The organism is Methylobacterium currus, assembly GCF_003058325.1.
GTDB lineage: Bacteria > Pseudomonadota > Alphaproteobacteria > Rhizobiales > Beijerinckiaceae > Methylobacterium > Methylobacterium currus.
The window spans coordinates 5,127,284-5,141,601 of the sequence record NZ_CP028843.1; the positions used below are offsets into that span (position 1 = coordinate 5,127,284).

A 14,318-nucleotide genomic window follows, 5' to 3' on the forward strand; every position below is an offset into this window, starting at 1 on the left:
CCGCCCGCCGCGCGTCCGTCAGTGACGGGCCCTACTCCACCCCGGCCGGGGGCTTCAGCGTCGCGCCGATGCGCGAGGAGGCGATGACGGCCTGGGTGCGGCTCTCGACGCCGAGCTTCTGCAGGATCGCCGAGACATGGGCCTTCACGGTCGCCTCCGAGACGCCGAGTTCGTAGGCGATCTGCTTGTTGAGCAGCCCCTCGGACAGCATCATCAGCACCCGCACCTGCTGCGGCGTCAGGGTGGCGAGGCGGCGCATCAGGTCGGCCGTCTCCTTGTCCTCGGAGGCCGACAGCTCGATGTCCGGCGGCGACCAGTGGCCGCCGGCGAGCACCTGGCCGATCGCCTCGCCGATGCGGTCGACCTCGAGGGATTTCGGGATGAAGCCGGCGGCGCCGAAATCGAGGGCGCGGCGGATCACCACCGGGTCCTCGTTGGCCGACACGATCACCACGGGAATCGCCGGATGCTGCGCCCGCAGGTAGATCAGCCCGGAGAAGCCCTGCACCCCCGGCATGGTCAGGTCGAGGAGCACGAGGTCGATCTCGGGCTCCTGGTCGAGGATCGCCGTCAGCGGCTCGAGCCCGCTCGCCTCGATGATCCGGGCGCCGGGCATGATCGCCGTCACGGCGCCGCGCAGGGCACCGCGAAAGAGCGGGTGGTCGTCCGCGACGACGATGGTGGTCTCGGAACCCAACGCACTCCCCGCCACGGCACCCGCGCTCCTTGGCGCTTCTCGGCCTACTTCTTTTGTCTCTATAGCTTTTTTGGCCGGCTTGAAACCGGAGCGTGTGCGCTATCCACGCCGGCGGGGTGGCCGGCCGAGTGCGTAGGACGGGCCGGGCCGGCGGCTCCCTCGCTCCCGTCGCCCGGAACCGCGGGCAGCGTCCGCGGGCGGCGCGGTCGGGCGCTCGCCTAATCGAGCGCGCCGGTGAGCGCGGCCGCGACGGGCTCGACATAGCCCCGCGCAACCAGATCGGGGCGAGGCGCGGCCGGGGCGGCCGGGACCGGCTGGGGCGTCGTGGTCAGTTCCGCCCGGGGGCGCAGCGCGGCGGTGTCGCGCGCCATTTCCCGCATGATGGGCGGGAAGACGGTGATCGCGGATGAACGATCCTGCGCATGGGCCGGCCAGGAACTGAGGGCGAGGAGAGAAAATGCAAAATATTTCACAATCGTGCTCACTGCGATCTCCGTCGATTCACGAGTTACGAGCAAATAAGCACGAAGTTTGCTGCACCGCAATAAGAAATATTATGCATATGTTCATTCTCATTTATACTATGAATGTGCGCTGGAAAATTGCGAAATTTATCCTCAACGATCAATATTTCGCGTAGAAAATATTGATATCAGTTCGAATAAGCCACTATCAAACTGGGGCTTGCTGCTGCCTTGGCGTGGCTCACGCAAGCCGATTGCAGAAGTGTGCGGGAGGCGCGGGGCCGACGACCTACGGCGCAAAGGCGAGTGCCAGGCGTGCTTGGCAGGACGTGCAGCAGACGCGAGATCGGATCTGGCGGGCTGCCGTCCTTCGCGAGACTCTCGCCTCGATCGCGACGTCCCGAGACCGATCGGCGACGCCGCGCTGCTTTCCCCGGACCGCCACTGCCGGGCCGCGAAACAGGCTCGTGCGGGACAGCCGCCGCCGGCGGCGCAACAGCACCGGCCGTCGAATCAGCGGCCCGCCCCCAGGCCGATGGATCAGGCGCCGACGAGATGCAGCACGATCTCGCGCCGGTGCGGCCGGTCGCGGTGCTCGATCAGGTAGACCCCCTGCCAGGTGCCGAGCGCCAGCCGCCCGTCGACCAGGGGGATCGTCAGCGCGGCGTCGGTGAGCAGGGTGCGGATATGGGCGGGCATGTCGTCCGGCCCCTCGATGCCGTGGACGTAACCGGCGTTCCGCGGCGCCAGCCGGTCGAGGGCGGTCATCAGGTCGGTGCGCACGTCCGGATCGGCATTCTCCTGGATCGTCAGCGAGGCCGAGGTGTGGCGGCAGAACACCGTGAGCAGCCCGTGGCGCAAGGCCGCCTCGCGGACGAAGCCCGCGACCGCGTCGGTGATCTCGGTGAAGCCCTGCCCCTTCGTGTCGACCACGAGGCGCCCGGTGGCCTGGCGGGCGAGCGCTCCCTGGGCGATCATCTCGACGCGTCTCATTCGGCGATCTCCCGTCCGGGGTGCACTTCCTTTTCGCCGCGGGCCAGGATGCGCTCCAGCGCCTCGATCCGGTCGGCCTCGCCCGGCGGCTTGTCCCAGCGGATGCGGCTGACGCGGGGAAAGCGCATCGCCACGCCGGACTTGTGCCGGGTCGAGCGCTGCACGCCCTCGAAGGCGATCTCCAGCACCAGCCCCTTCGTCACGCCGTACTCCACCTCCCGCACCGGGCCGAAGCGCTTGGTGGTGTGGTTGCGGACGTAGCGGTCGAGCTTGGCCAGTTCCTCGTCGGTGAAGCCGTGATAGGCCTTGCCCACCGGCACCAGCTCCTCGGCCCCGTCCGGCGCCTCGCGCCAGACCCCGAACGTGTAGTCGGAGTAGAACGACGAGCGTTTGCCGTGGCCGCGCTGGGCGTACATCATCACGGCGTCGACGAGGTAGGGCTCGCGCTTCCACTTCCACCACGGGCCCTTGGGCCGGCCGGGCTGGTAGGGGCTGGTGAGGCGCTTGAGCATCACGCCCTCGATCGCGTCCGCATCCGGCCCGGCGCCGACCGAGGCCGGATCGGCCCGGGCCGCGGCCAGGGCCGGCCAGTCGGCGAAGGGAACGACGGGCGAGAGGTCGATGCGGGCATGGTCGAGCCCGGCGACGAAACGCTCCAGCCGGGCCCGGCGCTCGGAAAAGCCCAAGGGCCGCAGGTCCTCCCCCTCCTCGGCGAGGAGGTCGTAGGCGCGGACATGGGCGGGGAAGTCCTGGAGGAGCTTCGGCGTCACCGCCTTCCGGTTGAGGCGCTGCTGGAGCACGTTGAAGCTCTGCACCCGGCCCTCGCGCAGGATCAGCAATTCACCATCGAGGGAACCCGAGAAGGTGATCGCCTCGGCGAGGTCCGGGAAGGCGCCGGAAATGTCCTCGCCGGTGCGCGAATAGATCTTCTGGACCTGGCGGCCGTCGCGGTCGTGCCCGCCGGCGAGCTGGACCCGGATGCCGTCCCACTTCCACTCGGCCGAGAACGCCTCCGGGTCGAGCTTGTCGAGGTCCGCCTCCTCCTCGATCGGGTGCGAGAGCATGGCGGGACGGAACGGCGCCGGGTTGACCGATTCGGGCGGGCCGGACCGGCCCTCGACCCAGGCGAACAGCTCGGGATACGGCGCGGCGAGCCCGTGCCAGACCTCCTCGACCGCATCGGCCTCGTGCCCGCCGAGGCTCGCCACAGCGGTCTTGGCGAGCCGCGCCGAGACGCCGACCCGGAGTTCCCCGGTGATGAGCTTGAGGAGCGCCCAGCGCCCGGTCTCGTCGAGGGCGTCGAGCCAGGCGGCGAGCCGCGCCGGCAGCTCGCCCTTGCCGATCGTGCCCAAGGCCTCGACCACCTCGGACAGGGTGGGTACCGGCGGGTTGTTGTGGCCCGGGCCCGGCTCGTCCCCTCGTCCCGGCCAGATCAGGGCGGTGGCCTCGGCGAGGTCGCCGACGTAGTTGTGCGACATCCGAAAGAGCACCGGATCGACCCGCTCCTCGACGAGGCCGCGGATCAGGCCGGGCTTGGCCTCGCGGAAGCTGAGCGAGCCGGTCATGGCGGCGAGCGCGTAGCCGCGGTCCGGATCGGCGGTATGGCGAAAGAAGTCCTGGAGCAGGCGCAGCTTGGCGTTGCGGCGCGGCTCGTAGGCGAGGCGGTCGAGGAGATGGGCGAAGTCGTTCACGCGGCCGTCTCCGCACCTTGGCTCCCGGCGTCCTGGGGGCTCCCCGCTTCCCGGGGCTCCGGCTCGGCCTCGCCCTCGTCGCCATAGCCCAGCATGTGCAGGGGCTTGGCGCGGATGCCTTGGGTGCCGCACCAATGCACCAGGGCGTCCTCCTGGCCGTGGGTGACCCAGACTTCCCCGGCGCCGGTCTCCTGGATGGTGCGGCAGAGGTCGTCCCAATCCGAGTGGTCGGAGATGACGAGCGGCAGCTCGACGCCCTTCTGGCGGGCGCGGGCCCGCACCCGCATCCAGCCCGAGGCGAAGCCGGTGACCGGATCGGGAAACTTGCGCGACCATAGATCCTGGATGGCGGAGGGCGGGCAGATCACGATCTTGCCCCCGAGCTTCGGCCGCTCCGCCGCCACGACCTTGATCGTCTCGCCGAGCGGCACGCCCTCGCGGCGGTACAGCTCGGTCAGCTTCTCCATCGCGCCGTGCAGGTAGATCGGGTCGGAAAAACCCTCCTCGCGCAGGAGCGCCATCACCCGCTGCGCCTTGCCGAGTGCGTAGGCGCCGACGATGTGGGTGCGCTCGGGAAAGAGCCGCACCGAATCGAGCAGCTTGCGCACCTCGTCCCGCGCCACCGGATGGCGGAAGACCGGCAGGCCGAAGGTGGCCTCGGTGATGAACACGTCGCAGGGCACGACCTCGAAGGGAAGGCAGGTCGGGTCGCGCGCCCGCTTGTAGTCGCCCGAATTGACGATCCGGCAGCCGCCCTGCTCGATCGCGATCTGGGCCGAGCCGAGGACGTGGCCGGCGGGGTGGAAGCGCACCGTGACGTCGTTGAGCCGGATCGCCTCGCCGAGCCGCGCCTCCTGGCGGGTCCGGCAAAAGTCCTCGCCGTAGCGCACCGCCATGATGCGCAGGGTCTCGGGCGTCGCCAGCACGGCGCCGTGGCCCGCCCGGGCGTGATCGGCATGGCCGTGGGTGATGAGCGCGCGCGGCACCGGGCGGACCGGATCGACGTGGAAATCGCCCGGCGGGCAGTACAGCCCCTCGCGGGTCAGGGTGAGCAGATCGGTGGGGCGCGACGGCATCGATCCTCGTGAACGGTGAAGCCTCTTCCCGGGCGCGGGGCTGGGTATATAGGCGGCCCGTCCCGTCCGTCCCCTCCCCCCGGAATCCCCTGATGCCCCCGCCCGTCCGCTCCTCCGGCGACCTCCTCGCCGACCGCCGCTACGCCTGGGCCGAGGCCGCCCTGGCCGAGGGCGACGCGGGCGCCGCCGCCGACCTTGCCGCCCAGGTGCTCGAACGCGCGCCCGGCTACGGCCCGGCCTGGCTGCTGCTCGGCCGCGCCCGCGCCGCCGATCCGGCCTCGCGGGCGGACGCCGCGGAGGCGTTCCGGGCCGCCCTCGCCCTCGATCCGGAGGATGCTCTGGGCGCCCGCCTGCATCTGGCGGAGCTCGGCGAAGCGGCCGGGGAGGCGATCTCGCCGGCCTATATCCGGGCGCTGTTCGACGGCTATGCCGGCCGCTTCGAGCGCCATCTGGTCGAAGGTCTCGGCTATTGCGGCCCGGCGCTGATCCGGGCGGCCCTGGAGCGCCTGCGCGGACCGGAGGCGTTCTTTCCGCGGATCCTCGATCTCGGCTGCGGCACCGGCCTGATGGCCCGGGCCCTCGACGGGATCGCCGGCACGCTCGCCGGCATCGACCTCTCGCCCGGGATGCTGGCGGAGGCCCGGCGCACCGGCCTCTACGCCCGCCTGCACGAGGGCGATGTGCGGGACGTCTTGCTTGCCGAGCCGCCGGAGAGCGCCGACCTCGCGGTGGCGGCCGACGTGTTCATCTACCTGCGCGAGATCGGCCCGGTGCTGAGGGACACCGCCCGGGTGCTGGCTCCCGGCGGCCTGTTCGCCTTCACGGTGCAGGGGCATCCGGGCGAGCGCAGCACCGTCCTCGGGGCGGATGGGCGCTACGCCCACGGGGTCGCGAGCGTGCGGGAGGATGCGGCGGCGGCGGGATTGGCGGTCGCGCTCGTGGAGCCGGCGGAGATCCGGCGACAGAACGGCGTGGGCGTGCCAGGGTGGCTGGTGGTGCTGGCGCGAGAATGACGACGCGGAGCACGAACGAGATTCGCGCTCCCCAAGCTGCTCGTCTCCATCCTATCCGCGACCTGATCGCGAGGTGCCGCGCAGCAGCCTCGAAGGCGGCCTCCGGCGAACCCGCAGATGTCTGAAGGCCTCCCTCGAGGCTCCGCGACCTGCGATCGCGCGGTCTTCGATCGCCAAAACCTCAGGATGAGGTCGGGTAGGATGAACCCGTCCCCGCTGATCGTCAGATCAGGTCGCTCGGGTTTCAGCGCCGCCTTGCATCCCCCGACGCCTCGGACATCAGCCGGCCGAGGCTGCGCTGGTCGAGGCGGGCGGGTGCAGCCTCGGTCTTGCGAGCCGCAATGGCGCCGGTGGTGGCCGGATCGATCGCCGCCGCGAGGGCCGGGCTCGGCGCCCGGTCCTTGTCGCGCAGGGCGATCCAGTTCGCGGCCGTGGTCAGCGCGGCGATCGCGATGATGACTTTGATTCCGCCGGTGAGGAGGCGCCACATGGCTGGTCGGGACCCACGATCTCGCCGGGCCGCCGATCCGGCCCGTCCCGCTAGTCTTGGGCCACAATGCTTAACGCGCGGCCCCTCGCAGCTGATCTCAGGACGTCCCACAACGGGAGCCTCGGGCCGCCAAGACGACGGGAGCCGACGAGCGGAGTCCGACGAGTCGTCGGAAACTCTGGTGGGCCATGCGCCAGGGTCGCGGTTCCTGTTCCCCGAACCCGTGACGCTCCTGCGACTGCTCGGCCCACTGAGCCTCACAGGAATGGGTTGCAGAGAACTGGTCCGCCCCACCCCGTCATCGCCGACCTCTTTGCCGCACAGCCCGGATGGGTTCCGGAAGCCTCCGGGCGCGCCGGCATCGAGGACGGCCCGTGTAAGCCAGACCGGGGCCGCGGGGCAACCGGAATGGGGCCTCCGCGCTTGCGTCTAAACGCGCCGGCCGGAAAGCTTGACCGCGCTCACGAAAAACCCGGCGGGCACGGGCCCGCCGGGTCGAATCAGGCACTCGGCCGTGAGGCCGGGTCAGCGCAGCGAGCCGCAGAAGCGCTGGATGCGGCTGCACGCCTCTTCCAGGAGCTGGTTCGAGGTCGCGTAGGAGATTCGCAGGTTGGGCCCGAGGCCGAAGGCCGAGCCGTGCACAGAGGCGACGCCCTCGGCCATCAACAGCTCGGTGACGAAATCCTCGTCGGTCTCGATCACCTTGCCCTCCGGCGTGCGCTTGCCGATCAGCTCGGCGCAGGACGGATAGACGTAGAACGCGCCCTCCGGCGTCGGGCAGCGCAGGCCGTTGGTCTGGTTCAGCATCGACACGACGAGGTCGCGCCGGGTCTGGAACGCGGCCCGGAACTGCGCCAGGTGGTCCTGCGGCCCGTCGAGGGCGGCCACCGCCGCCCATTGCGAGATCGTCGCGGCGCCCGAGGTCTGCTGGCCCTGGACGAAGTCCATCGCCTTGATCAGCGGCTCGGGGCCGGCGGCGTAGCCGATGCGCCAGCCGGTCATGGCGTAGGACTTCGAGACGCCGTTCATGGTCAGCGTCCGGTCGTAGAGCGCCGGCTCGACCTGGGCCGGGGTCACGAAGGTGAAGTCGCCGTAGACCAGATGCTCGTACATGTCGTCGGTGAGCACCCAGACATGCGGATGGCGCACCAGCACGTCGGTCAGGGCCTTCATCTCGGCATGGCTGTAGGCGGCGCCGGAGGGGTTCGAGGGCGAGTTGAGGATCACCCACTTGGTCTTACTGGTGATGGCGCGCTCCAGCTCCTCGGGCTGGAGCTTGAAGTTCGTCTCCATCGTGGTCTCGGCGAAGACCGGGGTGCCGCCGCACAGGCCGACCATCTCCGGGTAGGACACCCAGTAGGGCCGCGGGATCACCACCTCGTCGCCCGGGTTCAGGGTGGCGAGCAGCGCGTTGTAGATCACCTGCTTGCCGCCGGTGCCGACGATGGTCTGGCTCGGCTTGTAGTCGAGCCCGTTCTCGCGCTTGAACTTCTTGGCGATCGCCTCGCGCAAGGGCACGATTCCGGAGACCGGCGGATACTTGGTCTCGCCCCGGCGGATCGCCTCGATCGCCGCCTGCTTGATGTGCTCGGGCGTGTCGAAATCCGGCTCGCCGACCGACAGGCTGATGACGTCGCGCCCCTGGGCTTTCAGGTCCCGCGCCTTCTGGGTCATCACGATGGTGGCGGAGGGTTTCACGCGCGAGAGGGCGTCGGCCAGAAAGCCCATGATGTCGACTCCGGAAAGCTTGGAAAAACAGGAAATCTTGGAACAACGCCCGGTCGGGCCGAGGCTGGGCCGTCCGGGTCTTCGAGCGGGCGGGACCCTAGTCCCGCGCGTCACCGCGGGCAAGCGGCGAGATGCCCGAAGAAGAGGCTGTCCCATCTCGTGAAATCGGCGATTCCGGACCTGGTTTCGGGACTTGGGTTCTGGACACGCGCGCCGGCCCCGTGACACCGTGCCGGACGGGCGCGAAAGCCCGGTCGATCAGTCGGAACCGGCGGCGATGGGCGAGGCGGAACGCGTGCAAAGGGCGAGCGAGGAGATCGGCCTTGCGGTCGACCACGCCGCCTGCGATCCCACGGCCTGGGATGCCGTGATGGCGGAGATCGGCCGCCTCCTGCCCGGGGTGCTGCCGGCGCTCCAGGTCGTCGACGCGACCGCCGGGACCGGCCTGCCCCTGGTCCAATGGGGCTGGGACCCCGGCGTCATCGCGGCCTACGAGGCGCATTACGGCGCCGTGAACCCGTGGCTCTCCGTGGTCCTGTCGACGCCCACGATGGTGTCGATGCATTCCGAGGAGCGGATGCCGGTCTCGGCCCTGCGCCGCACCGAATTCTACAATGACTGGCTGTCGCGCCTCGGCGGCATGACGGCGTCGAGCGGGATCAAGCTCATCGACGCCGACGGCCGCCTGGCGGTGCTGAACCTGCAGCACGACCTCGCCCGGGCGACGCGCGAGCACCGCCGGCTCGCCGGCGTGATGGAGCGGATCGGGCCGCGGATGCGCCGGGCGATCGAGACCAACCGGGCCTGCTTCTCGGCCAGCGCCGCCTTCGCGGCCGGGGAGACGTTGCTCGAGCGGGTGGCGGACCCGGCCTTCGTGGTGACGCGGGACCTGCGCCTCGTCGAGGCGAGCCGCGCCGGCCAGGCCCTCCTGGACGCGGGCGAGTTGCTGCGGGTCGGCGCCCTCGACCGGATCCATGTGCGCGACCCGCGCCTCGCCGGGGCGATGGCCCGCGAGGCGGCCCTCGCCTGCGGCGATGGTCTGGCCCCGGGAAGCATGCCGGGGCCGGTGCGGGTCGGCGCGGAGGCCTGGCAGGTCACCGCGATCGGCCTGCGCCAGGACCTGCGTGGCGTCCTCGGGATGGCGCGCCTGCTCGCGCCGGACCAGCTCGCCCTCCTGGTGCTGCGCCGGACCGCCGCCGAGGACGGCGGGCAGGACCGCCTGGCCGCGTTCGGGCTCTCCCCGGCGGAGGTGCGGCTCGCCCTGATGATGGACGGGTCGCGCTCCCTGGTCCAGGCCGCCGAGAGCCTCGGCATCCGCCACGAGACCGCACGCTCGCAGCTGCGCCAGGTCTTCGCCAAGCTCGGGGTGTCGCGGCAATCCGAGCTCGCGGTGTTCATCCTCCGGCTCAGGCAGGGCGCCTGAGCCGGCCATTCAGCTGCGCGTCAGCCCGGGATCACGTCCACGATCTCGTAGGTGTCGGGATCGATGATGACGATGTCGTCCTGCACCAGCACGTAGCGGAAGCCCCGATAGGCCGGCACCAGGGTGAGGATCGCCGGAGGCAGGGTATGCAGCGTCACCGAGCGCGGCACCGCGGTCCCGACATTGAGGCTGAAATTGACGTTCGTCACCGGCCGCACGCCGGAGCGCACGATGGTCTGGCGGAACTCGGTGCGCTTCGTGGTGTCGAGGCGCGAGACGGCGCCCCGGGCCTCCGACCGGCCGCCGCGCTCGGCACCCCGCTCGGCCCCGCCGCGCTCGCCCCTCTCGGCGCCACGCTCGCCGCGCTCGCCACGGTCCGTGCCACGCTCACCGCGTTCCGCGCCCCGCTCCCCGCGCTCGCCTCTCTCTCCGCCACGTTCAGCGCCGCCGCGCTCACCCTGCTCGGCTCCACGTCCGCCGCGCTCGCCCTGCTCGGCCCCGCGCCCGCCGGTGCCCGGCTGCGCTCCCTCGCCGCCGGCGCGGCCACCGGCGGCACCCGGCTGCTGGCCCGCGCCGCCCGCCGGCCCGGCACCGCCGCCGGGCTGGGTCGCACCGGCACCGCCGCGGGGACCGGCCGCACCGCCCGCCCCGCCGCCGCCGGCCCCCATGCCCGCGCCGCCGGCCCCCGTGCCCGCGCCACCGGCACCACCGCCCGCGCCACCGCCGGCACCGCCCATGCCCGCTCCGCCGCCGGCACCACCGGCACCGCCGCCCGCGGCCCCGCCGGCCGCACCCCCGGCGCCACCGCCCGCACCACCAGCGCCGCCCTGCGCGAACGCCGTGGCCGCGCCGAGCACCAGCACCGCAGCCGTCATCGTTCCGCGAAGCACCTTGCCGCGACTCAGCTTGCTCATGAACCCTCTCCCGGCACCGCACCCGCGCGGCCGAGGGCGCGGGTTGCTGGAGTGCCGGGCCGCAACGGAGAGGTGTGGGAAATGGTTCCGCGTCGCGCCCGCTCCCCGGGCTCGCGAGCCCGGGGAGCGGGCGCCGGGTCGCGGCGGGCGCCCTGTCCCGTCAGCCGATCGCTTCCGCCACCGCGAGCCCGCAGGCCGCCGTGTCGGCATTGCCGCCGAGGTCGCGGGTGCGCAGCGTGCGCTCGGCCAGCACCCGCTCGATGCCGGCGACGATCTCGGCCGCGGCCTCCTTCTCACCCAGATGCTCCAGCATCATCGCGCCGGACCAGATCTGGCCGATCGGGTTGGCGATGCCCTGGCCGGCGATGTCCGGCGCCGAGCCGTGGACGGGCTCGAACAGCGACGGGAAGTCCCGGTCCGGGTTGATGTTGCCCGAGGGCGCGATGCCGATCGTGCCGGTGCAGGCCGGGCCGAGGTCGGAGAGGATGTCGCCGAAGAGGTTGGAGGCCACCACCACGTCGAACCAGTCCGGGTGCAGCACGAAATGCGCCGTCAGGATGTCGATGTGGTACTTGTCCCAGGCGACATCGGGATAGTGGCGCGCCATCTCCTGCACCCGCTCGTCCCAGTACGGCATGGTGATCGAGATGCCGTTCGACTTGGTGGCCGAGGTCAGGTGCTTCTTCGGCCGGCTGCGCGCCAGCTCGAAGGCGAATTTCAGCACCCGGTCGGTGCCGCGGCGGGTGAAGACCGATTCCTGCACGGCGAATTCGCGGTCGGTGCCCTGGAACATGCGGCCGCCGACCGAGGAATACTCGCCCTCGGTATTCTCGCGGACGACCCAGAAGTCGATGTCGCCGGGCTTGCGGCCGGCGAGCGGGCTCGGCACGCCGGGCATCAGCCGGACCGGGCGCAGGTTGATGTACTGGTCGAACTCGCGCCGGAACAGGATCAGCGAGTTCCAGAGCGAGACGTGGTCCGGGATCTTCTCCGGCCAGCCGACGGCGCCGAAGAAGATGGCGTCGTGCCCGCCGATCTGCGCCTTCCAGTCCTCCGGCATCATACGGCCGTGCTTGGCGTAGTAGTCGTAGGACGAGAAGTCGAACCAGTCCTGCTGCAGCGTGAAGCCGTGGCGCTTGGCCGCCTGCTCCAGAACGCGCACGCCCTCCGGCACCGTCTCCTTGCCGATGCCGTCCCCGGGGATCACGGCGATGCGGTAGGTGCGCTGGGCTGACGGCATGGGTGTCTCCTCCTGTTGTGGTCCCCCGCCGTCGCGCATCCGGACCTGCCGGTCAATCGCCGTTCACGCCACCTCTCCGACGCTCGCCCTGCGCTGGCGGTCGAGTTCGTCGCTGTAGCGCTTGAGGGTGTGCTTCTCGCTCAGGATGCCGATCACCCGCTTGGCCTCGCGGCTCTCGACCACGGCCAGGGCCTCGCTCTCGGACTTGTCGAACAGGGCGACCGCCTCCTTGGCGTTCATCTGCGGCACCAGCACCTGGTCGCGGTAGCGCAGGAGGTCGGCGACCCGGGTCTCGTCGGCCTTGTCGTCGATCGGCGCGGCATGGGCCTCGGCCACCAGCACGATGCCGGCATAGAGCCCGGCCTCGTCGACGGCGACGACCTGGGTGCCGGAGCCGAGCGGGAAGGCGCGCCGGAACGCCGCGAGCGTGGTGTCGCTGCGCACCGTGCGCACCTCCCGGCGCATCAGCTGGCCGACCGTCAGGCTGCGGATCCAGCCGACATCGTGGGCGCTGCGGATCGACTCCCCGCGCAGGTGGAAGCGCCACGTCGCGAAGGAATACCCGAAGGTCTTGCGCACCGTGAGCGAGGAGGCGATCACCGCCACCAGCACCAGGCTGGCGATGGGGAAGTCGCCCGTCACCTCGAGGGCCAGGAACGTCATCGTCATCGGCCCGCCGATCACCGCGACGGCGAGGGCGCTCATCCCCACCACCGCGTAGGTCACCGGCGGCAGCACCATCGCGACGAGGGGCGGGGCCAGCATCACGAAGATCTTGCCGGCGAGCGCGCCGAGGAAGAGCGAGGCGAAGAACAGCCCGCCGCGGAACCCCGTGCCGATCGAGATCGCCGAGGCCAGCGCCTTGGCGAGGAAGATCAGGATCAGCCCGGCCGCGCCGACCGTGGCGCCGTCCTCCGTCAGGTTGAGATGGAGCGCCCCGTGCCCGGCCGAGAGGACCTGCGGCGTCGCCACGAGGGCCAGAGCCCCGACCGCGAGGCCGCCGAGGATGGGCCGGGCCAGCGGCGGCACCTTCGTGCGGCGCACCCCCTCCTCCACCAGCGTGACGCCCTGCATGATCAGGATGCCGAGCCCGGCGCAGATGAGTCCGAGGCCGAGCGTCGGCAGGTAGTCGGCCGGGCCTACGGCTGGGGTGGCCCCGAGGGTGATGACCGTCTGGTGCCCGAGGACCGCCCGCGACACGAAGGCGCCGGCGAGCGCCGCCGTCACCACCGGGGTCAGCGAGGCGATGGCGTAGGTGCCGATGATCAGCTCGAAGGCGTAGAACGCGCCCGTGAGCGGCGCCCCGAACGCCGCCGCGATGGCGGCGGCCGCCGCGCACCCGACCAGGACCCGCATGTCGTTGCGGCGCAACTCGAAGCTCAAGCCCAGCCGCGAGGCGACCCCGCCGGAGATCTGGGTGTAGCCGGCCTCGAGCCCGACGGAGGCGCCGCAGCCGTTCGAGATCAGGTTCTGCACCGCGACCAGCACCGAATCCCGCAGCGAGAGCCGGCCGCCATGGAGGGCATTGGCCTCGATCGGGTCGATGACCGGGCTGCCGGGCACCCGCCGCACGCGGCTGCCGAGCCAGATCACCAGGCCGAGCAGCGCACCTCCCAGGGCCGGCACGCCGAGCGCCACCAGGAGCGGCACGTGGGCCGCCGCGCTCAGGCGCTCGTCGAGATCGAGGCCGAACAGCCACTCGTGCGCCGCTTGCGCCGCCCAGCCCATGGCGCTGACGAGCAGCCCCGACACGCAGCCGACCAGGGCGGCGAGCAGGATCAGGCCGATCTCGCCGCCGCGCACCCAGGCGCGCAGCGCGCCCGGCGCCAGCACGAGGGCGCTCTCCGTGAGGGAGCGGCGGACCGTCTCGGATTTCGGCGTCATCGGACCGTCGGGGCGGGCTCTCAGGGAATCGGCGGGCGCCGGCAGCGGTTTAGGGCGCGAAGGCCGGCCGGTCGATCGCCATTGCGGCGGTAGCCGGCGCAGTTTCCCGTCCTTTCGACGCGAAAGGCTCGGATCGGCGCTTGCCACGGCGCTCCGGCCGGACTACACAGCCCCCCGTCGCGAGCCGCCATAGCTCAGTTGGTTAGAGCGCTAGATTGTGGATCTAGAGGTCCCCCGTTCGAGCCGGGGTGGCGGTACCACGGACACTCGCGGATCGAAGCCCCGGCGCAACGCGCCTCGATCGGGCGGATCGATCCGAACCAATCCTTTCAAATTTGTTAAAGCATTGGCCAGGAGGTCTGTGCACATCTTTCCCCGGAACGAGGGGAGGACGGTGTGCAGCGCTACTTCTTCGATCTGAGCGCCGGGGCCTGGCAGTGCCAGGACGATATCGGGCTGATTCTCTGCAGCCAGGACGAGATCCGCGGCGAGGCGACCCGGACGGCGATCGAGTTCGCCGGGGCCGGCCTGCCCGGCGCCGATCTCTCCGACCTGAAGGTCCGGGTCCGCGACCGGGCGGGCACTGCCGTCATGACCGTGAGCCTCGCCCTCACCGTGCGCGGGCCGGAGGAGCCGGTGCGGCTGGCCTCGCGGCCGGCCCGGCCGCGGATGGTGCGGGCTGCCTGAGGGCAGCGTTCGGGCCTG

Annotated in this window: 13 protein-coding genes and 1 tRNA gene; 4 read left to right on the forward strand and 10 right to left on the reverse strand. The window is 71.4% G+C overall.

Annotation, left to right across the window (positions count from 1 at the left end; genetic code table 11):
* Positions 1-31: 31 nt before the first annotated feature.
* From DA075_RS23650 to DA075_RS23670, 5 genes are all read right to left on the reverse strand, one after another.
* Positions 32-697 carry a response regulator gene (locus DA075_RS23650; RefSeq protein WP_099955304.1) on the reverse strand — a complete coding sequence of 222 codons (666 nt, stop codon included), beginning with the start codon at positions 695-697 and terminating at the stop codon, positions 32-34.
* 218 nt (positions 698-915) lie between these two features.
* Entirely contained in the window at positions 916-1,182 is a 267-nt protein-coding gene (locus tag DA075_RS23655; protein ID WP_174800116.1) for a hypothetical protein, read from the reverse strand.
* 519 nt (positions 1,183-1,701) lie between these two features.
* Complete coding sequence (locus DA075_RS23660) at positions 1,702-2,154, reverse strand: secondary thiamine-phosphate synthase enzyme YjbQ (RefSeq protein ID WP_099955305.1); 453 nt, start codon at positions 2,152-2,154, stop codon at positions 1,702-1,704.
* Positions 2,151-3,845: a cisplatin damage response ATP-dependent DNA ligase gene (locus DA075_RS23665; protein ID WP_099955306.1), complete on the reverse strand. Its 1,695-nt coding sequence runs from the start codon at positions 3,843-3,845 to the stop codon at positions 2,151-2,153. The genes DA075_RS23660 and DA075_RS23665 overlap by 4 nt, the downstream gene beginning before the upstream one ends.
* Positions 3,842-4,921, reverse strand: a complete 1,080-nt coding sequence (locus DA075_RS23670; protein ID WP_099955307.1) for a ligase-associated DNA damage response exonuclease — start codon at positions 4,919-4,921, stop codon at positions 3,842-3,844. Before DA075_RS23670 ends, DA075_RS23665 begins: the two co-directional genes overlap by 4 nt.
* A 92-nt stretch (positions 4,922-5,013) precedes the next feature.
* Between DA075_RS23670 and DA075_RS23675 the strand changes: the two genes are divergently transcribed.
* Positions 5,014-5,934: a class I SAM-dependent DNA methyltransferase gene (locus tag DA075_RS23675; protein WP_099955308.1), complete on the forward strand. Its 921-nt coding sequence runs from the start codon at positions 5,014-5,016 to the stop codon at positions 5,932-5,934.
* Positions 5,935-6,178: 244 nt separating this feature from the next.
* Here the strand turns inward: DA075_RS23675 and DA075_RS23680 are convergent, their stop codons facing one another.
* Together DA075_RS23680 and DA075_RS23685 are read right to left on the reverse strand one after the other, a co-directional pair.
* Positions 6,179-6,424, reverse strand: a complete 246-nt coding sequence (locus tag DA075_RS23680) for a hypothetical protein (protein ID WP_099955309.1) — start codon at positions 6,422-6,424, stop codon at positions 6,179-6,181.
* A 525-nt stretch (positions 6,425-6,949) separates the two neighbouring features.
* A complete protein-coding gene (locus DA075_RS23685) occupies positions 6,950-8,152 on the reverse strand; it encodes a pyridoxal phosphate-dependent aminotransferase (RefSeq protein ID WP_099955310.1) in 1,203 nt (400 codons plus the stop codon).
* Between the two features lie 295 nt (positions 8,153-8,447).
* Here DA075_RS23685 and DA075_RS23690 point away from each other — a divergent pair, with 295 nt between their 5' ends.
* Complete coding sequence (locus DA075_RS23690; protein ID WP_123834407.1) at positions 8,448-9,575, forward strand: helix-turn-helix transcriptional regulator; 1,128 nt, start codon at positions 8,448-8,450, stop codon at positions 9,573-9,575.
* 20 nt (positions 9,576-9,595) lie between these two features.
* Here DA075_RS23690 and DA075_RS23695 read toward each other — a convergent pair whose 3' ends face one another.
* The 3 genes from DA075_RS23695 to DA075_RS23705 form a co-directional block, all read right to left on the reverse strand.
* Positions 9,596-10,489 (reverse strand): DUF1236 domain-containing protein, encoded by an 894-nt coding sequence (locus tag DA075_RS23695; RefSeq protein WP_099955312.1) that lies wholly within the window; start codon positions 10,487-10,489, stop codon positions 9,596-9,598.
* A gap of 160 nt (positions 10,490-10,649) precedes the next feature.
* Positions 10,650-11,729: a tartrate dehydrogenase gene (locus DA075_RS23700; protein ID WP_099955313.1), complete on the reverse strand. Its 1,080-nt coding sequence runs from the start codon at positions 11,727-11,729 to the stop codon at positions 10,650-10,652.
* Between the two features lie 63 nt (positions 11,730-11,792).
* Entirely contained in the window at positions 11,793-13,613 is a 1,821-nt protein-coding gene (locus DA075_RS23705; RefSeq protein WP_099955314.1) for a chloride channel protein, read from the reverse strand.
* Between the two features lie 183 nt (positions 13,614-13,796).
* On the opposite strand from DA075_RS23705, the gene DA075_RS23710 reads away from it, so the two are divergent.
* Positions 13,797-13,873: transfer RNA gene (locus tag DA075_RS23710), tRNA-His, on the forward strand.
* Between the two features lie 136 nt (positions 13,874-14,009).
* Positions 14,010-14,300, forward strand: coding sequence for a DUF6894 family protein (locus DA075_RS23715; RefSeq protein ID WP_099955315.1), 291 nt, complete (start codon positions 14,010-14,012; stop codon positions 14,298-14,300).
* Positions 14,301-14,318: the final 18 nt, after the last annotated feature.

Bases quoted from the DNA above. Each gene is read 5' to 3' on its own strand.
- DA075_RS23680 (WP_099955309.1), bottom strand. From the start codon at position 6,424: ATGTGGCGCCTCCTCACCGGCGGAATCAAAGTCATCATCGCGATCGCC.
- DA075_RS23670 (WP_099955307.1), bottom strand. From the start codon at position 4,921: ATGCCGTCGCGCCCCACCGATCTGCTCACCCTGACCCGCGAGGGGCTG.
- DA075_RS23675 (WP_099955308.1), top strand. From the start codon at position 5,014: ATGCCCCCGCCCGTCCGCTCCTCCGGCGACCTCCTCGCCGACCGCCGC.
- DA075_RS23660 (WP_099955305.1), bottom strand. From the start codon at position 2,154: ATGAGACGCGTCGAGATGATCGCCCAGGGAGCGCTCGCCCGCCAGGCC.
- DA075_RS23700 (WP_099955313.1), bottom strand. From the start codon at position 11,729: ATGCCGTCAGCCCAGCGCACCTACCGCATCGCCGTGATCCCCGGGGAC.
- DA075_RS23705 (WP_099955314.1), bottom strand. From the start codon at position 13,613: ATGACGCCGAAATCCGAGACGGTCCGCCGCTCCCTCACGGAGAGCGCC.
- DA075_RS23695 (WP_099955312.1), bottom strand. From the start codon at position 10,489: ATGAGCAAGCTGAGTCGCGGCAAGGTGCTTCGCGGAACGATGACGGCT.
- DA075_RS23685 (WP_099955310.1), bottom strand. From the start codon at position 8,152: ATGGGCTTTCTGGCCGACGCCCTCTCGCGCGTGAAACCCTCCGCCACC.